Consider the following 23,221-nt stretch of genomic DNA (forward strand, 5'->3'; position numbering starts at 1 on the left):
CTCGCCGTGGCGGCGACGGTCGTCGCGCTCCTGCTGTCCGTGCGGAACGTCCCGGCGTGCGTCCCGGCGCCCGCCGGGACGCACGCCGGGAAGCGGCACACCGGCTCATCCTGCTGAGCGCCGCCGGGCCGGGACGCGCGGGCGCCGGGTCACACCGGCTTCAGCCACAGCGTCGCCAGCGGCGGCAGCGTCAGCTGGATGCTCGCCGGACGTCCGTGCGTGGGGACCGCCTCCGGCTTGAGGGTGTCCATGTTGAACACGTCCCCGCCGCCGTAGCGCCCCGCGTCGGTGTTGATGACCTCCGTCCAGCCCGAGACGCCCTCCGGGACACCGATGCGGTACTGGTGCCGCACCACCGGCGCGAAGTGGGAGACGGCGAGCAGCGGCGCGCCCTGCGCGTCGAAGCGCAGGAACGCGAACACGTTGTCCTCCCCGGCGTCCCCCTCCACCCAGGCGAAGCCCTCGGGGACGGTGTCGCGCTGCCAGAGCGCCGGCGTCCGGCCGTAGACCGTGTTCAGATCGCGCACCAGATCCCGTACACCGCGGTGGTCGGCCTCCGCCGCGTACGACGGGTCCAGCAGCCACCAGTCCGGGCCATGGCTCTCCGACCACTCCGCGCCCTGCGCGAACTCCTGCCCCATGAAGAGGAGTTGCTTGCCCGGATGCGCCCACATGTAGCCGAGGTACGCCCGGTGGTTGGCCCGCTGCTGCCACCAGTCGCCGGGCATCTTGGAGACCAGCGACCGTTTGCCGTGGACGACTTCGTCGTGCGAGATCGGCAGCACGTAGTTCTCGCTGTACGCGTACACCATCGAGAAGGTCATCTCGCCGTGGTGGTACTTGCGGTGCACCGGCTCCTTGGAGACGTAGTCCAGGGAGTCGTGCATCCAGCCCATGTTCCACTTCAGGCCGAAGCCGAGACCGCCGAAGCCGCCGGCGCCGGTGAGGTGCGTGGGGCGGGTGACGCCGTCCCAGGCCGTGGACTCCTCGGCGATCGTGACGACACCGGGGCAGCGGCGGTAGACGGTCGCGTTCATCTCCTGGAGGAAGGCGACGGCGTCCAGGTTCTCCCGTCCGCCGCGCTCGTTCGGTGTCCATTCCCCGGCCTCGCGGGAGTAGTCGAGATAGAGCATCGAGGCGACGGCGTCCACCCGCAGGCCGTCGATGTGGAACTCCTCGCACCAGTACACCGCGTTGGCGACGAGGAAGTTGCGCACCTCGGTGCGGCCGAAGTCGAACTCCAGCGTGCCCCAGTCGGGATGCTCGGCGCGGGAGGGGTCCGCGTGCTCGTACAGCGGCCTGCCGTCGAACTGCGCCAGTGCCCACTCGTCCTTCGGGAAGTGCGCGGGCACCCAGTCCACGATGACGCCGATGCCCGCGCGGTGCAGCGCGTCCACCAGGAAACGGAAGTCGTCCGGCGTGCCCATCCGGGAGGTGGGGGCGTAGAAGCCGGTGACCTGGTAGCCCCAGGAACCGCCGAAGGGATGCTCCGCGACCGGCATCAGCTCGACATGGGTGAAGCCCAGGTCCTTGATGTACGAGGGGAGTTGGAGGGCGAGCTGACGATACGTCAGCCCCGGTCGCCAGGAGTTGAGATGGAGCTCGTACACGGAGAACGGCGCCTCGTGCACCGGCAGGTCGCCGCGGTGCGCCAGCCACTCCTCGTCGTGCCACACATGGTGCGACTCGGTGACGATCGACGCCGTCGACGGCGGCACCTCGGTGCGGCGGGCCATCGGGTCGGCGCGCAGCGTGTGCGTGCCGTCGGGGCGGGCGATGTCGAACTTGTAGAGCGCGCCCTCGCCGACACCGGGTACGAACAGCTCCCACACGCCGGTCGAGCCGAGCGAGCGCATCGGGTAGGCCGTGCCGTCCCAGTAGTTGAAGTCACCGGAGATCCGCACGCCCTGCGCGTTCGGCGCCCAGACGGTGAAGCGGGTGCCCGTGACGCCCTGGTGGACCATCGGGCGGGCGCCGAGCGCGTTCCACAGCTCCTCGTGCCTGCCCTCGCCGATGAGGTGCAGATCGAGGTCGCCGAGGGTGGGCAGGAAGCGGTACGGGTCCTGCACCTCCAGCTCGTCGACCTCGTCGGCGGTGCCCGCGCCCTCCTCGGCCGTGAGCCCGTAGCGCACCAGGAGGGAGTACTCGGGGACCTTGCGCCACGGCAGGACGCCGGAGAAGAACCCGTCGCCGTCGTCGTGCAGTTGGGCCCGCAGGTCCTTCGCGACGACGGTCACGCCCTTCGCGTACGGGCGCAGCGTCCGCAGGACGACGCCGCCCTTGCCGGTGTGGGCGCCGAGCACGGAGTGCGGGTCGTGGTGCGCGCCGCTCAGCAGCCGGTGCCGGTCGGAGTCCGCCAGCGGCGGGGCGGGGTGCACGATATGGCCGCCGGCCTCCTTGCGCGGCTTCGGTGCCTTGGACGGCTTCGACGCGTTCGCGGACCTGTCGCCGGACCTGTCGTCGGACTTGCCGGTGGATTTACCGGCGGCCCTGCCCGCCTTCTCGGCCCGCGCGGCCTTCTCCGGCTTCGCGGCCTTCGCCTCCTTGGCTTCCTTCCCCTCCCTCGCCGGGGGCTCGTCGCGCTTGCCGCGCGCACCGGCGGGGGCCGGGACGCCGTTCGCGGGGCGCTGGGGCTGCGGCTCTGACGGATTCTCGGACGGCGGGCGGGCGGTCACGGGGGCTGCCTCCTCGGCGGGGACGACGGGGGTCTCGGGGCCGATGGGCCGACGGGTCGGCCCTCCGGTCTTCGGTGTCGGCGTTCGGTGTCGCACGATGGATGTCAGGGGCGGTGGCCGGCCAGCCGGTGGATCGCCGCCATCGGGACGGGCAGCCAGTCGGGGCGGTTCCGGGCCTCGTACAGCACCTCGTACACCGCCTTGTCCGTCTCGTATGCCCGCAGCAGCGCGGCGTCCTCACGCGGGTCGGTGCCCGTCGCGTCCGCGTAGCCGTCGCAGAAAGCGGACCGGGCGCGCTCCGCCCAACCGGGGTCCCAGGGCTGGTGGGTGCGGGCGGCGTAGTCGAACGAGCGGAGCATGCCCGCCACATCGCGCACCGCGGGCTGCGGACGGCGGCGTTCGGTGAGGGGCCGGGCCGGCTCGCCCTCGAAGTCGATCAGCGACCACTCGCCGTCCGGTGTCCGCAGCGTCTGACCGAGATGCAGATCGCCGTGCACACGCTGCGCCCGCGTCACGGGACCGCCCCCGGCCTCCGCCCCTTCGTTCGAAGGGCTCCCGGACCGGGCCAGCGCGTCGAATGCGGTACGCAGCCCGCCGACGTGCGGCAGCAGCGCGGGCACGGCCTGCGCGGTCGTGTCCAGCCGCCCGGACATGGCCTCGGCCAGGTTCGCCGTCTGCTGCGGCCCGAGGGAGACGGTCGGCAGCGCGGCGGCCAGCGCCAGGTGCACCTCGCCGGTGGCCCGCCCCAGCGCCCGCGCCTCGTCGGTGAATTCACGCCCGTCGGCCAGCGCGCGCAGCGCGAGCTGCCAGCCGTCCTCGGAGTCGCGGAGGAACGGCTGGAGCACCCCGAGCGTCAGCGACTGCGGCCCCGCCCCGCCGCCCACGTCCGCGCCCACGGCCTCGAACCAGGCGACCGGCGACGGCACCCGCCGGCTGCCCTGACGGGCGAGGGCGAGCGGCAGTTCCAGATCGGGGTGTGCGCCCGGGAAGACCCTGCGGAGGATCTTGAGGATGTACTTCTCGCCGTAGACGAGCGACGAGTTCGACTGCTCCGCGCCGAGCAGTCGCGGCACGAGTCCGGCCGGGATCCCGACGGCGCGGTCGAAGCGCAGCGGGCCCAGGGAGCCGGGGGAGCGCAGCTGCTCCAGCAGCAGATCGGCGAGGCTTGGATCGTGCAGCGCCTCGTAGACGACCCGGCCGGCCAGCGGCCCCTCGTCGACGCGGCCGATACGGGCGGCGGCGAGCTCCGGCGGCAGGGCGGACCGTACGCCGATCAGCAACTGGTAGCAGTCGTCGGTGGGGGCGACCGGGACCGGCGGCGCGTCCGGGGCGGGGGTGGAGCGCTGCTCGACACGGACCAGCAGATGGAGGAGGCCGGGCCCCGCGCCCGAGGTGTCGGGAGGCATCAGTTCGGTGGCGGCCACCGTCGAGAAGCCGGTGATCGGCCGGCCCTTGCCCGCGAACCAGCGCTGCCGCGGCAGCCACTCGTGCAGCAGGGGAGCGAGCGAATCGACCAGTCTCGCGGCTCCGGCGGGTGGTAGCGCCGCGCCGGGGCGTGGTGAGCTCCGGGTGGATGCAGCCTTGGACATGGCATCGCGTCCTTTCCCCGGGCACACCACAGGATGCGCAGAGTGTCCCGGATTGCGGCAACGGAGTCCGGCCTGTGCGGGACGTGTCGGGTGAGGATGGCCCGTACGGACCGAAAGCCCGCCCGGCGCGGGAAGTCCGTCCGGACCGTGAGTCGGTTCGTACCTACGGACTCGATGTCGGTGATGGTGCCCCGTGCGGGGCGGACGTAACCGACCGCCCCGCACCCACGTTCGGGCCGGTCGGCTCCCGCCGGCCCGAAGTGCTCCGCCGTCAGCCCTGCGCGGGGTCCTGCCTGAGCCGGAACCAGTAGAAACCGTGGCCCGCCAGCGTCAGCAGATAGGGCCAGTCGCCGATCGCCGGGAAGCGCACCCCGCCGATAAGTTCGACCGGATGGCGTCCGCTGAACGCGCGCAGGTCCAGCTCGGTGGGCTGTGCGAACCGCGAGAAGTTGTGCACGCAGAGCACCAGGTCGTCGCCGTTGCCGTCCTGCGACGGCGCCTCGCGCAGGAACGCGAGCACCGCCGGGTTCGTCGACGGCAGTTCGGTGTACGAGCCGAGCCCGAAGGCCGGGTTCTGCTTCCGGATCTCGATCATGCGGCGTGTCCAGTGCAGCAGCGACGACGGCGACGCCATCGCCGCCTCGACGTTCGTCACCTGGTAGCCGTAGACCGGGTCCATGATCGTCGGGAGGAAGAGCCGGCCGGGATCGCAGGACGAGAAGCCCGCGTTCCGGTCCGGGGTCCACTGCATCGGGGTCCGTACGGCGTCGCGGTCACCGAGCCAGATGTTGTCGCCCATCCCGATCTCGTCCCCGTAGTACAGGATCGGGGAGCCGGGCAGCGACAGCAGCAGAGCGGTGAACAGCTCGATCTGGTTGCGATCGTTGTCCAGTAGCGAGGCCAGCCGGCGCCGGATGCCGATGTTGGCGCGCATCCGCGGGTCCTTGGCGTACTCCGCGTACATGTAGTCGCGTTCTTCGTCCGTGACCATTTCGAGCGTCAGCTCGTCGTGGTTGCGCAGGAAGATGCCCCACTGGCAACCGGTGGGGATCGCCGGGGTCTTGGACAGGATCTCCGAGACCGGATAGCGGGACTCGCGCCGCACGGCCATGAAGATCCGCGGCATCACGGGGAAGTGGAACGCCATGTGGCACTCGTCGCCGCCCTTGGCGTAGTCGCCGAAGTAGTCGACGACGTCCTCCGGCCACTGGTTGGCCTCGGCGAGCAGCACCGTGTCCGGGTAGTGCGTGTCGCAGATCTCGCGGACCTCGCGCAGCAGCGCGTGGGTGGCGGGGAGGTTCTCGCAGTCGGTGCCCTCCTCCTGGTAGAGGTAGGGCACGGCGTCGAGGCGGAAACCGTCGATGCCCAGGTCCAGCCAGAAGCGCAGCGCCGAGATGATCTCCTCGCGCACGGCCGGGTTCTCGTAGTTGAGGTCCGGCTGGTGCGAGAAGAAGCGGTGCCAGTAGTACTGCTTGCGGACCGGGTCGAACGTCCAGTTGGACGTCTCGGTGTCGACGAAGATGATCCGCGCGTCCGGGAACTGCTTGTCGTCGTCGGCCCAGACGTAGTAGTCGCCGTAAGGCCCGTCGGGGTCCTTCCGCGATTCCTGGAACCAGTTGTGCTGGTCGCTGGTGTGATTCATGACGAAGTCGATGATCACGCGCATGCCGCGCTGGTGGGCGGCGTCGACGAATTCCACGAAGTCGGCGAGGTCGCCGAACTCGGGGAGTACGGCGGTGTAGTCGGAGACGTCGTAACCGCCGTCGCGCAGCGGGGACTTGAAGAACGGCGGCAGCCAGAGACAGTCGACACCGAGCCATTGGAGATAGTCCAGTTTGGCGGTGATGCCCTTGAGGTCGCCGACACCGTCGCCGTTGCTGTCCTGGAACGAGCGCACCAGGACTTCGTAGAAGACGGCTCGTTTGAACCAGTCGGGGTCACGGTCCTTCGCGGGAGTGTCCTCGAACAGGTCGTGGACGGGCTCATTGATGATCATGTTGTGGGTGACCCTCCGATCGGCGGGGACGGTCGCAGAACGACGATGTGCGCGGGTGTCACACCCGGCTCCAGGCGCACGTAGTTGGCCCTGCCCCAGTGGTAGATCTCTCCGGTGAGCTCGTCGCGCACCGGGGCGGTCTCGTGCCAGTCGAGGCCGAGCCGCGGCATGTCCAACGAGACCGTCGCCTCCTGGGTGTGGTGAGGATCGAGGTTCACGACGACCACCACGACATCCGAGCCCGAGCCCGACCGCTTGCTGTACGCGATGACCGTGTCGTTGTCGACGTGGTGGAAGTGGATGTCGCGCAACTGGCGCAGCGCGGGGTGCCGGCGTCTGATCCGGTTGAGCGCGGTGATGAGCGGGGCGATGGTGCGTCCCTCCCGCTCCGCCGATTCCCAGTTGCGGGGGCGCAGCTCGTACTTCTCCGAATGCAGGTACTCCTCGCTCCCGGGTTTCGCCGGGGCGTTCTCCATGAGTTCATACCCCGCGTAGACGCCCCAGGACGGCACCATCGTCGCGGCGAGTACCGCGCGTACCTCGAATGCCGGACGGCCACCCTCCTGAAGATAGGCGTGCAGGATGTCGGGCGTGTTGACGAAGAAGTTCGGGCGCATGTACGACGCGGCCTCGCCCGAGAGCTCGGTGAGGTAGTCGGTCAGCTCCTGCTTGGTGTTGCGCCAGGTGAAGTAGGTGTACGACTGCTGGAAGCCGATCGCGCCCAGGGTGTGCATCATGGCCGGCCGGGTGAACGCCTCGGCCAGGAAGATCACATCGGGGTCGGACTCGTTGATGTCCGCGATCACCCGCTCCCAGAAGACCACCGGCTTGGTGTGCGGATTGTCGACACGGAAGATCCGGACACCGTGGTCCATCCAGTACCGCAGCACCCGGAGGGTCTCCGCGACCAGACCGTCCATGTCGCGGTCGAAGGCGATCGGATAGATGTCCTGGTACTTCTTGGGCGGATTCTCGGCGTACGCGATCGTGCCGTCCGGGCGGTGGTGGAACCACTCGGGGTGCTCCTTCACCCAGGGGTGGTCGGGGGAGCACTGGAGGGCGAAGTCCAGCGCGATCTCCATGCGCAGCGAGGCGGCCTTCGCCACGAAGGCGTCGAAGTCCTCGATCGTGCCGAGGTCGGGGTGGATCGCGTCGTGGCCGCCGTCCGCGGAGCCGATGGCCCACGGGACGCCGACATCGTGCGGACCGGCGGAGAGCGTGTTGTTCGGGCCCTTGCGGTGCGCGGTGCCGATGGGGTGGATCGGCGGCAGATAGACGACGTCGAAGCCCATCGCGGCGACGGCGGGCAGTCGCTCGGCGGCGGTCCTGAACGTGCCGCTGACCGGCGGCTCGCCCGGGGTGACGACCGCGCCCTCGGAGCGCGGGAACAGCTCGTACCAGGCGCCGTACAGTGCCCTTTCGCGTTCCACCAGCAGTTTCACCGGCTTCGAGGACGAGACCAGCTCGCGCAGCGGGTGGCGTGAGAGGGCGTCGTCGGCCTCCGGGGTGAGGGCCGCCGCGAGCCGGGCCGGGCCGGGGCGGCGCTCGTCGCGCAGGGCGTCCACGGCGGCGAGGACGGCCTCGCGGCCGTCCCGCTTGGGGACGCCTGCCGCCGCCCGTTCGTAGAGCGCGGCGCCCTCGGCCAGGACCAGTTCCGTGTCGATACCGGCCGGGATCTTGATCTGGGCCGCGTGGCGCCAGGTGGCGAGCGGATCGCTCCACGCCTCCACCTTGTACGTCCACCGGCCTTCGGATGTCGGCGTGACGTCGGCGCACCAGCGGTCGGTGCCGGGGGCCAGCTCGCGCATCGGGGTCCAGGGGCCGGCCCGGCCGTCCGGGCCCCGCAGGACGACATTGGCGCCGACGGCGTCGTGGCCCTCGCGGAAGACGGTCGCGGTGACCTGGAACGTCTCTCCGCTCACCGCCTTGGCTGGGCGTTTGCCGCAGTTGACGAGAGGGCGTACGTCCAGGACGGGAATGCGACCGATCATGAAATCACCTGAGGGCTGAGCGGGCGTGGCAGGCATGGCGGGTGGAGCTGAATAGGGGCTTTCGCCAGCGTTTGGTGTTATTTGTAGCTGCTCTGTTGGTGACTGGCGGGCTGCGGGCATGGCCGCTCCTGTCCGCGTTCACTCCAATAGCGGTGGTAATCGGGTGAAACGAGCGTGCTTGCCGTGTCTACCGCATGAGCCTTCCCCCGATGCTCCGGTCCACAATCCGCCGCTCCGTTAAGACCTGGGCAACTCTGGGGGCGTTGCCGGAATCGGACAGAAAAAGAGAACGCCCCGTCCCCGCGGGCCGCACGGGAGGCTCCGCGAGAACGGGACGGGATCGGGGGGAGGGGAAGCGGGTGAACCAGGAACAGGGGGCAGGGGCAGGGGGCGAGTGGGGGGTGCCCGGTGGGCGTCAGCTCGCCTCCGTCGACCAGACCTGCCAGGGCTGGCGCGTCACCCACTCGTCCACCGGCGCCGGCTTCAGGGCGAGCGCGTCCGCCGCCCGGCCGCCGTCGCCCGCCATCAGCAGCGGATCGGTGCCCGTCGCCATGTAGTGGTAGATGCCGGCGACCCCGGCCGCCGCCTCGACCCCGGCGACCTGGGACAGCGCCTGCTCGAACACCGTCGGGGGCAGCGGCAGGTACCGCACCTCGCGGCCGAGTCCGGTCGCGAACGCCGAAGCCAGCTCGTCACCGGTCAGCGACTCGCTCCCGCCGATGTCGAAGGTCTCGCCCTCCACGCCGTCCACGGTGAGCGCCGCGAAGACCGCCTCCGCGAGGTCCCGGTGCGAGATCCAGGCCGCGGTGGTGCCGGCGGGCAGCGGATACGCCAGTACGCCTTCGGTGACCAGCGCCGGACCGTTCCACGGGCTGAACAGGTTGTCCAGATAGACCGGCGGCCTCAGCACCACCAACGGCACACCGCTCGCCCGCAGTTCCTCCTCGGCGATCCGGCGCGTCTCGAAGGCGGCCACGTTCGTCGACTGCGCGGGGATACGCGTGTTGGCGTTGTAGACGATGCGCTGGATCCCGGTCTCGCGCGCGGCGGTGGCGATGTTACGGGCGTACCGCCGCACCTGCTCCGTCCCGTACACCAGCGGCATCGTCACGGAGGCGTGCGTCGCGCCCTGCATCAGCCGCCCCACATCGGCGGGATCGGCCAGGTCACCGCCGACGAACGAGGCGCCGCGCAGCGGCGGGCGGTCCGCCTCGGCGGCGCGGGTGAGCGTACGGACCCGCTGTCCGCGTTCGGCCAGCAGACGGGCCACGGCACCGCCCTGGAACCCGGTCGCCCCCACGACGGCGACGCGCATCGGAATCTGATCGGACATGTGTCTGAAGGCCCTTCGGTAGGGTGTGTCTGCTGTCGATGACGGCTCTCTCACAAGGCTGGCGGCGGCAGCTTCGGCCGATCAATTAACAAACCGGGGCGGGGGTTGAAGGATCGTCCATGGAACCGATGGAGCCCATCCAGACCGAAAGTGACGATCTCCTGAGCGAGCTGCTGAAGCCGCTCCGGCTCACGGGGGTCTTCGACAGCCGTTGGCACGTCAGCGCGCCGTGGGCCATCGAGGGCGATGCCGAGCAGAGCTGCGCGATCCTCCACTACATCGTCCAGGGTGGCTGCTGGGTCAGCGGCGAGGGCCAGAAACCGCTGGAACTTCGCGAAGGCGATCTCGCTGTCTTCCCCACCGGCACCGCGCACCGCATCGCCGACCGGGCGGACCGGGGCGGCGGACTGCGCCTCGGCGCCGTACTGCCCGAGCGGCTGCCCGGAACCTCCGGCGAGCTGAAGATCGAGGGCGGCGGGCCGGAGAGCCGGCTGCTCTGCGCCGGACTCCACTACGACGCGAGCGCCGCCACCGGCCTCTACTCGGCGCTGCCGTGGGCGCTGGTCCTGGACCGCACCCAGGTGGACAACGAGCCGCTGCTGCGCGACACGCTGCGGCTGCTGGCCTCGACGCAGCGCCCCGTCGGCCCCGGCGACCGCCTCATCACGCTGCGCGCCTTCGAGATGGCGCTGGTCCTGGCGCTGCGGCCGCTGCTGCGCGAGATCGCGGACAATCCGGCGTCGCTGCCCGTCCTGAACCATCCGGGGATCAGCAGGGCGATGGTGATCATCGCGACGCGGTTCGCCGAGCCGTGGACGATCGAGTCGCTGGCGCGCGAGGTCGGCATGTCCAGGTCGGCCTTCACCGCGGCTTTCCGCGAACTGGTGGGGGAGGCCCCGGCCCGGCACCTGACGGGCCGTCGGATGCAGGAGGCGGCGCGGCTGCTGGGGGAGACGTCGCTGCCGCAGTCGGCGGTGCCGCAGCGGGTGGGCTACCGGAGCGCGGTCGGTTTTCATCTTGCGTTTCGCAAGTGGTTCGACAGGACGCCCGGCGAGTACAGGAGCGGTGCGGTGCCCGCCGCGTAGGGCGCGCCGAGGTCGCGGTCTGGCCGGTTATTAATCACCGCTGGACGGTCGTTCATTGCTGACCTTGCTTGCGCCAGGAAAGGCTCTCAACGTTGGGGGTGCCGTTCCGTTTGTGCCCGGTGTGCCTCGTGTGTCTCGTCCGTCGCACGATTCGTTTTGATCCGTATGAGGAGAAGTGTTGACCAGGTCGGGTCAGGAGTATCTGGAGTCGTTGCGCGACGGCCGTTCGATATGGCTGGACGGCGAGCGGGTCGATGACATCACGCGGCATCCGGCGTTCCGCAACACCGCGGGATCCATCGCCCGGCTCTACGACCTCTCGCACGACTCCGCGCACACGCCGGTGCTCACACGCGACGGCGCGCACCGCGCGTTCGCCGTGCCGCGCGGTTACGAGGACCTGGTCGCGCGGCGGCAGGCGTACAAGGTGTGGGCCGAGGCCGGTTTCGGCTTCCTGGGGCGTACGCCGGACTACATGGCGGGCGGCGCGGCCGGATTCGCCGCGGCGCCGGAAGTCTTCACCACCGACGGCTTCGACGGCGCGGCGAACGCGCTCGCGTACCACCGGCGGCTCGCCGACGGCGACCTGTACCCGACCTTCACGATCACCAACCCGCAGGGGGCGCGGACCCCGTTCGACGCGGCGGGCGGCACGGCGGAGGACGACCCGGTGGTGCGGGTGGTCGCCGAGAAGGACGGCGGGATCGTCGTACGCGGCGCGAAGATGATCGGCACGGCGGCGGTCTTCGGCAACGAGGTGATCGTCGGGACGATCGAGCCGCTCGCGCCGCGGGACGTGGACCGGGCGGTCTGCTTCTCGATTCCCGTCGACACGCCGGGGCTCAGCTTCATCTCGCGCGTCTCGTACGAGGGCCGGGCGCGGAGCGTCTTCGACAACCCGCTGTCGTCGCGGTTCGACGAGAACGACGCGCTGCTCGTCTGCGACGACGTCTTCGTCCCGTGGGAGAACGTGCTCACGTACCGGAACGTCGACGCGAGCTTCGGGATGTGGTGGCGGACACCGGCGTACGTGAACTTCGTGCACCAGGCCGCGACGCGTTTTTGGACCAAGCTCGAATTCCTCGCCGGGCTGGCGATCCTGCTGACGAAGTCCAACGGGACGTACGAACTGCCGCCCGTCACCCAGGCCATCGGCCGGCTGCTGGGCAAGGTCGCCCAGGCGAAGGCGTTCGTGCTGGCCGCCGAGGCGAGCCACGTGGAGGTCGACGGCGGGCGCGGGGGAGTGATGCCGGGCAAGGACATCTCCTTCGCGCAGCGCATCATGGCCGGCGAGCTGTATCCGCAGGCGGTGCAGGAGATCAAGCTCCTGGCGGGCGGCGGTGTGATCCAACTGCCCGCTTCGGGCGAGGACCTGCTCCACCCGGAGCTGGGCCCGCTGGTACGGCGCTACATGCGGGCGCCGGGGCATTCGTCCGAGGACCGGATCAAACTGCTCAAACTCGCCTGGGACGCGCTGGGTTCGGAGTTCGCCTCCCGCCACGAACAGTACGAACGCTTCTACCACGGCGCGCCGCACGTCTACTTGATGCAGCAGGTGTGGGAGGGCGACACGGCGTCCTGCGAACAACTGGCCCAGTCCTGCCTCGACGGCTACACGCTCGGCGGTGAGCCCAAGGCCCCGGACTCCCGATGACCGCGACATGGGGCGAGGACGGCGGGCCCGGGCCCGGCCGGGTCGAGCCCGGTGCGGCCGGTTCGCCAAGTCCGTTCGTCGGGAGCGGTTCTGACGGTCCGTCCCGTTCTCCTGGCTTGGCGGATCCGGCCGCACCGACGGACGGCCGTCAGGGTCCGGCCGATGTGACCGGCGCCTTCGGCCCGGTCGGTCCGGCCGGTTCCGTGGAGTTGGCGTCCGGCGTTCCGGCCGGGCCCGGTGGGTCCCCCGGCTCGGCCGGGGCCCTGTGGCCCGCCGGGTCGGTGCCCGGCGGCGGGGCCGACCTGGCGCGGCGGGGTGGGGCACAGTCTCCCGGCGTCCCGGGGTTTCGCGCCCCCGGCCCCGTGGCGCCGGGATCTCGGCGGAAGGGGGCGCTCGCGCTGGTCGCGGGCGCCCAGTTGCTGCTCATCATGGACACCGCCATCGTCAACGTCGCCCTGCCGTCCATCGGGGCGGATCTCGGGTCCGGGTCCGCCGGGCTGTCCTGGGTCGCCAACGCGTTTCTGATCACCTTCGGCGGGCTGCTGCTCCTCGGCGGGCGCGCCGCCGATCTGCTCGGGTACCGGCGGGTGTTCCTCGGCGGGCTCGGGGTGCTGGGTGCCGCCTCCGCCGCCGGCGGGGTCGCCGGGTCGGTGGAGGTGCTCGTCGCGGCCCGCGCCGCGCAGGGCACCGGGGCCGCGCTCGCCGCCGCGGCCGCCTTCGCCCTGCTGCTCAACCTGTTCCCCGACGGCCCCGACCGCCACAGGGCCCTCGGCGCCTTCGCCGCGATGGGCGGGCTCGGCGGCGTCCTGGGCACCGTCCTCGGCGGCGTACTCACCGACCTGCTCGGCTGGCGCTCCACCTTCTGGCTGAACGTCCTCGGCGCGCTCGTCCTCGCCGTCCTCGCGCTACGGCTCCTCGACGCCAACACCCGCAGCGCCGCACGCGGCTTCGACATCGGCGGCGCGCTCACCGCGACGGCCGGGCTCGGGCTCGTCGCCTACGGTCTCGTCGGCGCGGGCGAGGCCGGCTGGACCAGCGCGCGGACCCTCGGCGCGTTCGCCGCCGGGCTCTTACTCCTCGCGACGTTCGCCGCCCTGGAGAAACGAATCGCCCACCCGCTCGTGCCGCCCGCCGTCCTGCGCCGCCCCGCCCTCCGGCTCGCCAACTGCCTCAGTGCACTCGCCCAGATGGCGCTCTTCCCGATGTTCTTCCTCGTCAGCCTCTACCTCCAGAGCGTCCTCGACCAGACCCCCCTCCACGGCGGACTCGGTCTGCTGCCGCTCTCCCTCGTCGTCGTCGCCACCGCCCCGCAGACCGGCCGCCTCATCCACCGGCTCGGCCTGCGCGCCACGATGACGCTCGGCTTCACGCTCCTGTTCGCCGGCATGCTCTGGCTGGCGCTCGCGCTCGCCGCCGAGGGCACCTTCCTCTCCACCGTCCTCGCGCCCAGCCTCCTGCTGGGCGTCGCGCTGCCGCTCGTCATGGTCACCACCAACGTCGCCGCGACCGCCGGCGCGGCGCCGGGCGAGACCGGGCTGGCCTCCGGACTCATCAACACCAGCCAGCAGTTCGGCTCCGTGCTCGGCCTCGCCGTGCTCGTCGCGGTCGCCACCGCCCGTACCGACGCGCTCGGCGCGGTCGGCGCGGCCGACGAGACCGCGGGCTTCAAGGCCGCCCTCCTCGTCGGCGCCGTCTTCGCCGCCTGCGCCGCGCTGCTCACCCTCCGGCTGCGGCTCCCCGCGCCTGTGTCCGCGCCCCCGCACCAGGACCGGGTCGGCGGCGCCCAGGGGTAGACGCAGGAGGAGGAGCGAGTGCGCAGGCGGGGCAGGGCCCGGTCGACGGTCCAGGTCCGGACAGGGCCAGGGGGGATCGCCGCGAGCGGGCAAGGGGCCGCCGGCCGGTCGGGACGCGCGATCGAGCGCGACAGTGGCCGCGACGGCGGGACGCCGCCCGTCCCGTGTCCCACCACCCACCCGACCCACGCCCGAGGGGGGCACTTCCATGACGCTGTACGACCTAGTCGCGCCCGCGATCGAGGCGCGCTGCGAACCGCGCTACCGAATAGCCGGCATACGCGCGGCCGACCCGCTGGGCGCCGACGCGATAGTCGCCGCCGTACCCGCGATGAACCGGGACGCCGACGTTCCCGCACTCACCCTCGCACTGCGCGCGCTCGTCCCCGATCCCGACCGCACCGCCTCGCTGGGCGTGGTCGACGCGCTCGCCGCCGTACGCGACCTCGGTCTGTTCCTCGGCTCGCTCAAACGGCACGGCGTGGAGCCGCTCGCCGCCGTCCCCGAGGCCCTGCCCGTACTCCAGGAGCTGGGCCGCCGCACCGGCATGGTGCCGCGCGACACCGTGCACCACTACACGACGTGGAATCCGCTCGGCGGACGCCAGCGCATGTACACCGGCGAGAAGATGGAGGGATACCTCCAGGACGCCGTACGGATGGTCTTCCCCGCGCTCGTCGCCTCGCTCGACACCTGCTCGGAGCTGGCCGGGCTGGAGCCGTACGACCCCCGCTTCGCCGACACGCTCGACCGCACGGGTCAGCACGTCCAGGCCATGGTCGACTCCATCGACTTCACGGTCGCGCAGGTCACACCGGACTTCTTCGCGCGCGGACTCCGCCCGTACTTCGAGGAGATCGACGTCGCAGGCCGCGCCTATCTCGGCCCGGCGGCGGCGCAGGTGCCGCTCTGGCTGGTCGATCTGACGCTGTGGCAGAGCGACCGGAGCAGTCCCGAGTACGACGCGTTCCTCGACGACTCGGTCCGCTACAGCCTGCCGTCGTGGCGGGTCTTCCACGCGGCGCACCGGGGTTCTACGTCCGCGGTGAGCAAGCTCTCCGCCGCGATCAGCTGGGAGTCGACGCCGCGGCTGCCGCCGGTGCTCGCCGCCTCGGCGGTGTCGCTGGCACGGGTGCTGCGGATACTGAAGACGTTCCGTGCCCGGCACATCGGCATCGCACGCAAGGCGTACAGCGACGAACTGCGGCTGTACGAGGCGGGCAGCGGGGGCGCTCCGATCGCACTGCTGCGCTCGGTGCTGGATCTGACGCGGGACAACGAGACGCTGGTGCGGCACGCCAATGTGCGTATGCACCCGCCGATGACACCCCCCGCGTCCGCGCGCAAGCCCGCGTCGAGACCCGGCGCGAAGGCGGCGACCACGTCCGCGACCGCCTCGGCCGCGGCATCCGCAGCCGCGTCCACGTCCGCGGCCACCCCGCGCCCCGCGCCCACGCCCATGCCCGCGTCCGCCGCCGCACCGCTTCGCGAAAAGAGATTCACCCCATGACCCACATCATGATCGCGGGCGGTGGCATCGCCGGCCTCACCGCGGCCCTCTCCCTGCACGCCGCCGGTTTCGACCGGATCGCCGTCGTGGAGGCGGCCCGCGAGATCCAGCCGCTCGGCGCCGGGCTGAACATCATGCCCAACGCGGTACGCGAACTCGACGCGCTCGGGCTCCTCGGCAGTCTCGACGAGTGCTCCGTACGCACCCGTGAACTGCGCTACTACCACCGCGGCGGCGGCCTGATCTCCCGTGAACCGCGCGGTCTGGCCGCCGGCTACCGGTGGCCGCAACTGTCCGTCCACCGCGGGGATCTGCAACGGGTGCTCGCCGACGCCGTACGGGAGCGGCTCGGCAGCGACGCGGTGGTCGCCGGGGTCCGGGTCGGCGGTCTGGAGACCTCGCCGGACGGCCGCGCGCGCGTCCTGCTCGCGCACCGCGACGGGCGGGGACGGGGCGGCGGTGCCTCCCTGGAGCCCGACGTGCTGATCGGCGCCGACGGCATCCGCTCGGCGGTACGGGCCGCCCTGAACCCCGGCGAGGGCGAGCCACCGTGGAACGGCATGCTCGTCTGGCGAGGCGTCTCCCGCATGCCCGCCGACCGCGTGGGCACGTTCATGTTCATCGCGGGCGACGACCGGCAGAAGGCCGTGGTCTACCCGATGACGCACCCGACCGGCCCCACCGAGGGGGACCGGTACGTCCTCGTCAACTGGGCGCTGGCGATGCCCGCGACGGAGATAGCCGACGCCCGGCGCGGCGACTGGAACCGGCCGGTGCCGGTCGCGAAGTTCGCCCACCACTACGCCGGCTGGGAGTTCGACGGCGTCGGCGTCCCCGAGATCCTGGCCGCCGCCGACCGCGCCTTCGAGTACCCGATGGTGGACCGCGAGCCCCTGGCGCGCTGGACCCACGGCCGTACGACCCTGATCGGCGACGCGGCCCACGCGATGTACCCGATCGGTTCGAACGGCGCCACGCAGTCGATCGTCGACGCGCGTGCGCTGGCACACGCGATGGCGACGCATCCGGACCGGGCCGAGGCGCTGACGGCGTACGAGACGCGGCGCCGCCCCGCCATGACCGCGTTGCAGCAGGCCAACCGGCGGCAGGGTCCGGAGGTTGTCATCAACCTGGCCCACGAGCGGGCCCCGGGCGGCTTCACCGACATCGCGGACGTGATCCCGGCGTCCGAACTGGCGGAGATAGCGGCGCGGTACGCGGCGACCGGCGCGTTCGACCCGGAGACGGTGAACGCGGGCTCCCCTTACGAGGTCCCCCAACCCGCGCGCGGTTGACGACACGCGCCCCCGCCCCGCGCCGTCCCGCCCCGCCCGGCCCCACCGGGTGCCGTTCCCGCGTCCGACCCCGCGCAGTCGGCCCCCGGCGTGTGCGCTCGTGCGCCGTGGTTGTCGCGCGGGCCGGGGGACTACCGTCAGGGTGATGGCGGGGCGCACAGCGTGGTGCGGTCGGCCGGTCCGGACGTCCCCTGCGAAGGTGGAACACGTGAAGGCAATCCGTCGATTCACCGTGCGCCCCGTCCTGCCCGAACCTCTGCGACCACTCAGCGGCCTCGCGCGCAATCTGCGCTGGTCCTGGCATCCCGAGACCTGTGAACTCTTCGAGTCCGTCGACCCCGACGGCTGGCGCGCCGCCGGGCGTGATCCGGTGCGGCTGCTCGGAGCCGTATCCGCCACGCGACTGGCCGAGCTGGCCGGCGACGCGCCGTTCCTCGAACGGCTGGCCGGCGTCGCCGCCGGGCTCGACGACTATCTGCGCGGCGACCGCTGGTACCAGGAACAGAGCGGCCAAGGTGCCGAGCTGCCCGACGCCGTCGCCTACTTCTCGCCCGAATTCGGCGTCACCGCCGCCCTGCCCCAGTACTCCGGCGGTCTCGGCATCCTCGCCGGTGACCATCTCAAGGCCGCCAGCGACCTCGGCGTACCGCTCATCGGTGTCGGGCTGCTCTACCGCCACGGCTACTTCCGCCAGTCCCTGTCGCGCGACGGCTGGCAGCAGGAGCACTATCCCGTCCTCGATCCGAACGAGCTGCCGCTCAGCCTCCTCAGGGAGGACGACGGCAGGCCCAGCCGTGTCGCGCTCTCACTGCCCGGCGGCCGGTCGCTGCACGCGTGCGTCTGGCAGGCGCGCGTCGGCCGGGTCCCGCTCCTGCTGCTCGACTCGGACATAGAGGACAACGGGCCGACGGAGCGGGAGGTGACCGACCGTCTCTACGGCGGCGGCAGCGAGCACCGGCTGCTCCAGGAGATGCTGCTCGGCATCGGCGGCGTCCGCGCCGTCCGCGCGTACTGCCGGATCTCCGGCCATCCCGAGCCCGAGGTCTTCCACACGAACGAGGGCCACGCCGGCTTCCAGGGCCTGGAGCGGATCCGTGAACTCAAGCACACGGGGCTCGGGTTCGACACCGCGCTGGAGGCCGTCCGGGGCGGCACCGTGTTCACCACACACACGCCCGTGCCCGCCGGCATCGACCGCTTCGACCGCGAACTGGTGGCGCGCCACTTCGGTGACGACGGCGAACTGCCCGGGGTCGCCACCGATCAGGTGCTGCGCCTCGGCGGGGAGACCTTCCCCGGCGGCGACCCGAACCTGTTCAACATGGCCGCCATGGGCCTGCGGCTCGCCCAGCGCGCCAACGGCGTCTCCACGCTGCACGGCGCCGTCAGCCGGCAGATGTTCGCCGGCCTCTGGCCGGGCTTCGACCCCCAGGACGTACCGATCACCTCGGTGACCAACGGCGTGCACGCGCCGACGTGGGTCGCGCCGGAGATCGCCCGGCTCGGCCGGGGGACGGCCGGTGTGGCCGACACTCCGGAAGCCGACATCTGGGCCGTGCGGCGCACCCTGCGTGAGCGGCTGGTGTACGAGGTGCGCGACAGGCTGCGCGCCTCCTGGCACCAGCGGGGCGCGGCGGACGCCGAACTGGGCTGGATCGACGGGGTCCTCGACCCCGACATCCTGACCATCGGCTTCGCCCGCCGGGTCCCCTCGTACAAGCGCCTCACCCTGATGCTGCGCGACCGCGACCGGCTGACGGAGCTGCTGCTCCATCCCGAGCGGCCGATCCAGATCGTCGTCGCGGGCAAGGCGCACCCGGCGGACGACGGCGGCAAGCGGCTCGTGCAGGAGCTGGTGAAGTTCGCCGACGACCCGCGCGTGCGCCACCGCATCGTCTTCCTGCCCGACTACGGGATGGCGATGGCGCGCAATCTCTACCCGGGCTGCGACGTCTGGCTGAACAATCCCCTCCGTCCGCTGGAGGCGTGCGGCACGAGCGGGATGAAGGCCGCGCTCAACGGCTGTCTCAACCTGTCGGTGCTGGACGGCTGGTGGGACGAATGGTTCGAGCCGGACTTCGGCTGGGCCATCCCGACGGCCGACGGTTCGTCCGACGAGGACCGGCGCGACGCGCTGGAGGCGAACGCCCTCTACGCACTGATCGAGGACCAGGTCGCGCCCCGCTTCTACGACCGTACGGAGACGGGAGCGGGCGCGGGGGCCGGGGCCGTGGCGGGTAAGGGCGCGGACAACGGCGACGCGCTCCCAGGACGCTGGATCGAGATGGTCCGGCGCACCATGACCACACTCGGCCCGAAGGTGCTGGCCGACCGCATGGTGCGCGAGTACGTGGAGCGGCTGTACGCGCCCGCCGCCCATGCCCACCGCGCGCTGGACCCCGCCGCGGCGGGGGAGCTGGCCGACTGGAAGAGCCAGGTCAGGGCCGCCTGGCCGGGCGTTGCCGTCGACCATGTGGAGGCCGTCTCGGCCACCACGGCGGGCGGCAGCGCGGAGCTGGGCTCTACCCTCGCGCTGAAGGTGCGGGTCGCCCTCGGTCAACTCCGCCCCGACGACGTGGAGGTGCAGGCCGTGGCGGGCCGGGTGGGCGCCGACGACACGATCGCCGACGCGCAGGTCTTCCCGCTGAAACCGGCGGGCGGGCCCGATCAGGCGGGCCGCTGGGTGTACGAGGGCCCGCTGGCCCTGGACCGTACGGGGCCCTTCGGCTACACCGTCCGTGTCCTGCCCACGCATCCGATGCTCGCCGCCGCCGATCTGGGTCTGGTCGCGCTGCCGACCGAGGCGACGGGGGAGGGCGCGGGCTTACTGATGCGCTGAGAACGGCGGTTGCGGGGCCCGGTGGACACTGTCCGCCGGGCCCTTCCGGCTCTCTGCCCCGGTCCGGGGCCGCCGAGTCCCGCCCCGGACTCGCATCCCGCCGCGTCGGATCCGCCCCGTCGAAGTCCATTGGTCCAGACCTTGACGTGTTCATGTGATGGCCTTAAATTCCTCACTCACATACGGATTCACAACTCCGCTCATCGTTCATGTGAGTGAACTAAAACTTGATGAACGGCTCGCATGCGCAACGGAGTTGAGGAGCACCCCCCAACCGGAAGGCACCCATGCGTCCCGGAGTCATCCCCAGAGTCCTCGGTCTGTCCGCCGCACTGGCCGGCCTGCTCGGCGCGGTCTTCATGGCCCCCGCCTCGGCCGGCGACCGGGCGGCGGACCGGCCGACCGAGGTCCGTCGGACCCTCCCGGCGGAGGCCGTCGCGGCCCCGGCCAACTTCACCCACCCCGGTGTCGGCGTCAGCCGCCCCCAACTCGACTTCGTACGCGGCAAGGTGCAGGCCGGCGCCCAGCCGTGGAAGGCCGCGTACGACCAGATGGTGGGGAGCAAGTACGCCTCCCTGTCACGCGTGCCCAAGCCCCGCGCGGTCGTGGAGTGCGGCTCGTACTCCAACCCCAACAACGGCTGCACCGACGAGCGCGAGGACGCGATCGCCGCGTACACCACCGCGCTCGCCTGGTACATCAACCGCGACGACCGTTACGCCAGGAAGTCCATCGAGCTGATGGACGCCTGGTCCAACACGATCCGCGACCACACCGACAGCAACGCGCCGCTCCAGACCGCGTGGGCCGGATCGTCGTGGCCCAAGGCCGCCGAGATCATCAAGCACACCTACACGAGCTGGCCCAACTCCGGCCGCTTCGCCACGATGCTGCGCGATGTGTACCTGCCGGAGATCATCAACGGCTCGGGCTCCAACGGCAACTGGGAGCTGAGCATGAACGAGGCCGCGATCGGCATCGCGGTCCATCTGGAGGACCGCGGCGCCTACGACAAGACGGTCGGCATCTTCCGCAACCGTGTCCCCGCGTTCATCTACCTGCCCTCCGACGGGGCCCTGCCCCGGACGGTGCCCGGCAGCGGTCTCGACACCCGCGACGAGATCGTCCGCTACTGGCACAACCAGTCCACCTTCATGCAGGGACTCGCGCAGGAGACCTGCCGCGATCTGACCCACACCGGCTACGGCCTCTCCGCCATCTCGCACGTCGCGGAGACCAGCCGCATCCAGGGCCAGGACCTCTACCCGGAGGTGGGGGACCGGCTGCGGCACGCGTTCGGGCTGCACACCAAGTACCAGAACGGCGAACCCGTCCCCGGCAACCTCTGCGGCGGCAGCCTGAAGGACAACCTCGGGCCGATCAGCGAGGTCGCCTTCAACGCGCTGGGCAACCGGCTGGGCAACGCCATGTCGAACACGCAGCAGTACACCGAGCGGATGCGCCCGCAGGGCACGAACAACCTGTTCGTCGCCTGGGAGACGCTGACGCACGCGAACAACCCCGCGTGAACCCGTGACGCCCGGTGGGACCCTGACGGACCGTCAGGGTCCCATCACCCATTTCCCGCTCTCGTAGTCGTGCCCGTACAGGCCGTCCGAGGCCGACGCGCTCGTACGGAACGGCTTGCCGCCCTCGTCGATGCGCGCGATGCCCGTACGGTCCCCGGCCGACCAGCGCAGCTCGACGAACCAGTCGCAGTCGCAGCCGCTGGTGCTCGCCTCGATCCTCAGGACGAGCGGTTCGCTCGCCGTCACCTGGTACGGAAGTTTGGGCGCCGGCAGCGGCCCCTGTTCGCTCCCGCCGTCCACGGGACGCACGACGGGCCGTGACTTGTCCAGGTCGACGGCGAACACGGCGGGGGTGATCGAGCCGCCGCAGCCGCTGCTCATGTCGTACGCGTTCCAGTCCAGCGGCGCCCGCCGCCCGACCACCCGGACGAACACCTCCTGGATGACGACGGGTCCCGCGCCCGCCGCGGCGCGCACCGTGGACTGGGTGATCGACGAGTTGCCGTGCACCGCGCCGAGGGCGGTCGCCCACTGGCGCGCGTCCTGGGAGTTGGGCGGCGGCGGTACGGCGGAGGGGGCCCGGTCGATCAGATACGTATGGCCGCAGTCCAGCTGCCACTTGTGGCTGTCCGCGCTCCACACCAGCGGCTTCGTGCCGCCCTTCCCGGCGTCCGGCTTCCTGCCCTCCGCCGAGGTGCCACCGTCGCCTTCGTTGCGGCCCCCGGCCTCGCCGACGTCCGAGGACCCGGACGGCGACGCCTTCGGACCGCCGCCGGACTTCGACGGGCTCGCCCCGGCCGACGGGGCGCTCGACCGGGCGGACGGTGCCAGCGGATCCACCGGCCCGTCCGGCCCGGGATCGGAGAGACGCGGGGCGCTCTCGTCCCGCCGGGAGTCGGCGCCGCCGAGGTCGGCCGCGACGACGACGGTGCCGGCGAGGACGGCGACGACCGCGAGCGCGGCGCCGACGACCTGACGGCGCCGCAGCCGTGAGGCGCGGAAGCGCGACATGGGCGGGGTCGTGGCGGCGGGCGGCGGCGGATCGATCTCGTCGACGGAGTCGGAGTCGGGGTCGGAGCCGGAGTCGGGTGCGGTGCCGGGTGCGGGGGTCGCTTCGGTGCCGGTGCCGGTGCCGGTGCCGGGAGCAGGTCCGGGATCGACGGCGCCGGCTACCGGCTCCGGTCGAGTCTCGGGCTTCGGCTCCGGTTCGCGTACGGGCTCCGGCTCGCCCGCCGGCGGCTGTTCGGCGACCGCGGGCGCGACCACGACCGTGGCCCCGGTCTCGTCCTCCCGGTCCTCCCCGGTGCCGCCGTCGCTCTCGTTCTCCCCGTCCTCCGTACGCGCCGAGTGCGCCCGCAGCCAGAGACGGTGCAGCTCCACACGCTCGGCCGACGTCGCGCCGACCACCCTGGCCAGCCGCTCGACGGGTGCGTAGTCCACGGGCAGCGCGTGTCCGTGGCAGTAGCGGTGCAGGGTCGAGGCACCCAGGTGCAGTTGGGTGGCGAGCGATCCGTAACTGCGGTCGGTTCTCTCCTTCAGCGCGCGCAGACGCCGCGCGAATTCGGCGGTCTCCGCCGGGATCTTCTCCGACCTGCCCATTAAGCGTCCCCGTCCCGCCCGTCACGCAATTCCGCGCTCGTTCCAGGCACTTGTCATTCCCCCAGGCCAGGGTACGCGCAGGCGTTCCACGCGTTCCGCACTTCCCTCGGGTTGTTGCGGTCGGATCGATCACCGGCCAGTCTGAGATCACCGGCCGGGACGACACGCCCCGGCCGCGGTTCACCAGAAGACCACCACCACGGCGGTGGGCGGCTCCGCGAGGAGCGCACGCCGGGTGGAGGGCGCGGGCGACGGGGGAAACGGCCCGACGGGCCCGGCGGATCGGTGGCAGTGAGGGAGCGGGGGGAGCCGTCGCGGCTTGGTCGGCGGCGG

13 protein-coding genes are annotated in these 23,221 nt (G+C 71.7%); 7 read left to right on the forward strand and 6 right to left on the reverse strand.

The features are described from left to right. Window positions 1–149 precede the first annotated feature (149 nt). The 5 genes from glgB to SSPS47_RS24005 form a co-directional block, all read right to left on the reverse strand. Complete coding sequence (gene glgB, locus SSPS47_RS23985; RefSeq protein ID WP_343234929.1) at window positions 150–2,378, reverse strand: 1,4-alpha-glucan branching enzyme; 2,229 nt, start codon at window positions 2,376–2,378, stop codon at window positions 150–152. Between the two features lie 401 nt (window positions 2,379–2,779). Further along, on the reverse strand, window positions 2,780–4,264 hold the full coding sequence (locus SSPS47_RS23990) for a maltokinase (protein WP_164252826.1): 1,485 nt from the start codon (window positions 4,262–4,264) through the stop codon (window positions 2,780–2,782). Window positions 4,265–4,535: 271 nt separating this feature from the next. Then, window positions 4,536–6,260, reverse strand: coding sequence for a maltose alpha-D-glucosyltransferase (gene treS / locus SSPS47_RS23995; protein ID WP_164252827.1), 1,725 nt, complete (start codon window positions 6,258–6,260; stop codon window positions 4,536–4,538). Further along, entirely contained in the window at window positions 6,257–8,251 is a 1,995-nt protein-coding gene (locus SSPS47_RS24000) for an alpha-1,4-glucan--maltose-1-phosphate maltosyltransferase (RefSeq protein WP_164252828.1), read from the reverse strand. The genes treS and SSPS47_RS24000 overlap by 4 nt, the downstream gene beginning before the upstream one ends. 415 nt (window positions 8,252–8,666) lie before the next feature. Continuing rightward, on the reverse strand, window positions 8,667–9,584 hold the full coding sequence (locus SSPS47_RS24005) for an NmrA family NAD(P)-binding protein (protein ID WP_203557913.1): 918 nt from the start codon (window positions 9,582–9,584) through the stop codon (window positions 8,667–8,669). A gap of 119 nt (window positions 9,585–9,703) precedes the next feature. On the opposite strand from SSPS47_RS24005, the gene SSPS47_RS24010 reads away from it, so the two are divergent. The 7 genes from SSPS47_RS24010 to SSPS47_RS24040 all read left to right on the forward strand — a co-directional run bounded on the left by SSPS47_RS24010 (window position 9,704) and on the right by SSPS47_RS24040 (window position 21,289). After that, the gene (locus SSPS47_RS24010) at window positions 9,704–10,669 is read left to right on the forward strand and encodes an AraC family transcriptional regulator (RefSeq protein ID WP_239065031.1); all 966 of its coding nucleotides are present in this window, start codon (window positions 9,704–9,706) and stop codon (window positions 10,667–10,669) included. A gap of 178 nt (window positions 10,670–10,847) precedes the next feature. Next, complete coding sequence (locus SSPS47_RS24015; protein WP_147873773.1) at window positions 10,848–12,323, forward strand: 4-hydroxyphenylacetate 3-hydroxylase N-terminal domain-containing protein; 1,476 nt, start codon at window positions 10,848–10,850, stop codon at window positions 12,321–12,323. Between the two features lie 362 nt (window positions 12,324–12,685). Then, window positions 12,686–14,116, forward strand: a complete 1,431-nt coding sequence (locus tag SSPS47_RS24020; RefSeq protein WP_275405172.1) for an MFS transporter — start codon at window positions 12,686–12,688, stop codon at window positions 14,114–14,116. Window positions 14,117–14,324: 208 nt separating this feature from the next. Beyond that, on the forward strand, window positions 14,325–15,626 hold the full coding sequence (locus tag SSPS47_RS24025) for a monodechloroaminopyrrolnitrin synthase PrnB family protein (RefSeq protein WP_203557914.1): 1,302 nt from the start codon (window positions 14,325–14,327) through the stop codon (window positions 15,624–15,626). Continuing rightward, entirely contained in the window at window positions 15,623–16,921 is a 1,299-nt protein-coding gene (locus SSPS47_RS24030) for a flavin-dependent oxidoreductase (protein ID WP_164252830.1), read from the forward strand. Before SSPS47_RS24025 ends, SSPS47_RS24030 begins: the two co-directional genes overlap by 4 nt. Before the next feature lie 208 nt (window positions 16,922–17,129). Then, complete coding sequence (glgP, locus tag SSPS47_RS24035) at window positions 17,130–19,760, forward strand: alpha-glucan family phosphorylase (RefSeq protein WP_164252831.1); 2,631 nt, start codon at window positions 17,130–17,132, stop codon at window positions 19,758–19,760. Window positions 19,761–20,047: 287 nt separating this feature from the next. After that, window positions 20,048–21,289 carry an alginate lyase family protein gene (locus tag SSPS47_RS24040; protein WP_164252832.1) on the forward strand — a complete coding sequence of 414 codons (1,242 nt, stop codon included), beginning with the start codon at window positions 20,048–20,050 and terminating at the stop codon, window positions 21,287–21,289. Between the two features lie 33 nt (window positions 21,290–21,322). Here the strand turns inward: SSPS47_RS24040 and SSPS47_RS35585 are convergent, their stop codons facing one another. Beyond that, the gene (locus SSPS47_RS35585) at window positions 21,323–22,888 is read right to left on the reverse strand and encodes a helix-turn-helix transcriptional regulator (RefSeq protein WP_239065032.1); all 1,566 of its coding nucleotides are present in this window, start codon (window positions 22,886–22,888) and stop codon (window positions 21,323–21,325) included. Window positions 22,889–23,221 lie beyond the last annotated feature (333 nt).

Source organism: Streptomyces sp. S4.7 (genome assembly GCF_010384365.1).
In the GTDB taxonomy this organism is placed as follows: Bacteria; Actinomycetota; Actinomycetes; order Streptomycetales; family Streptomycetaceae; genus Streptomyces.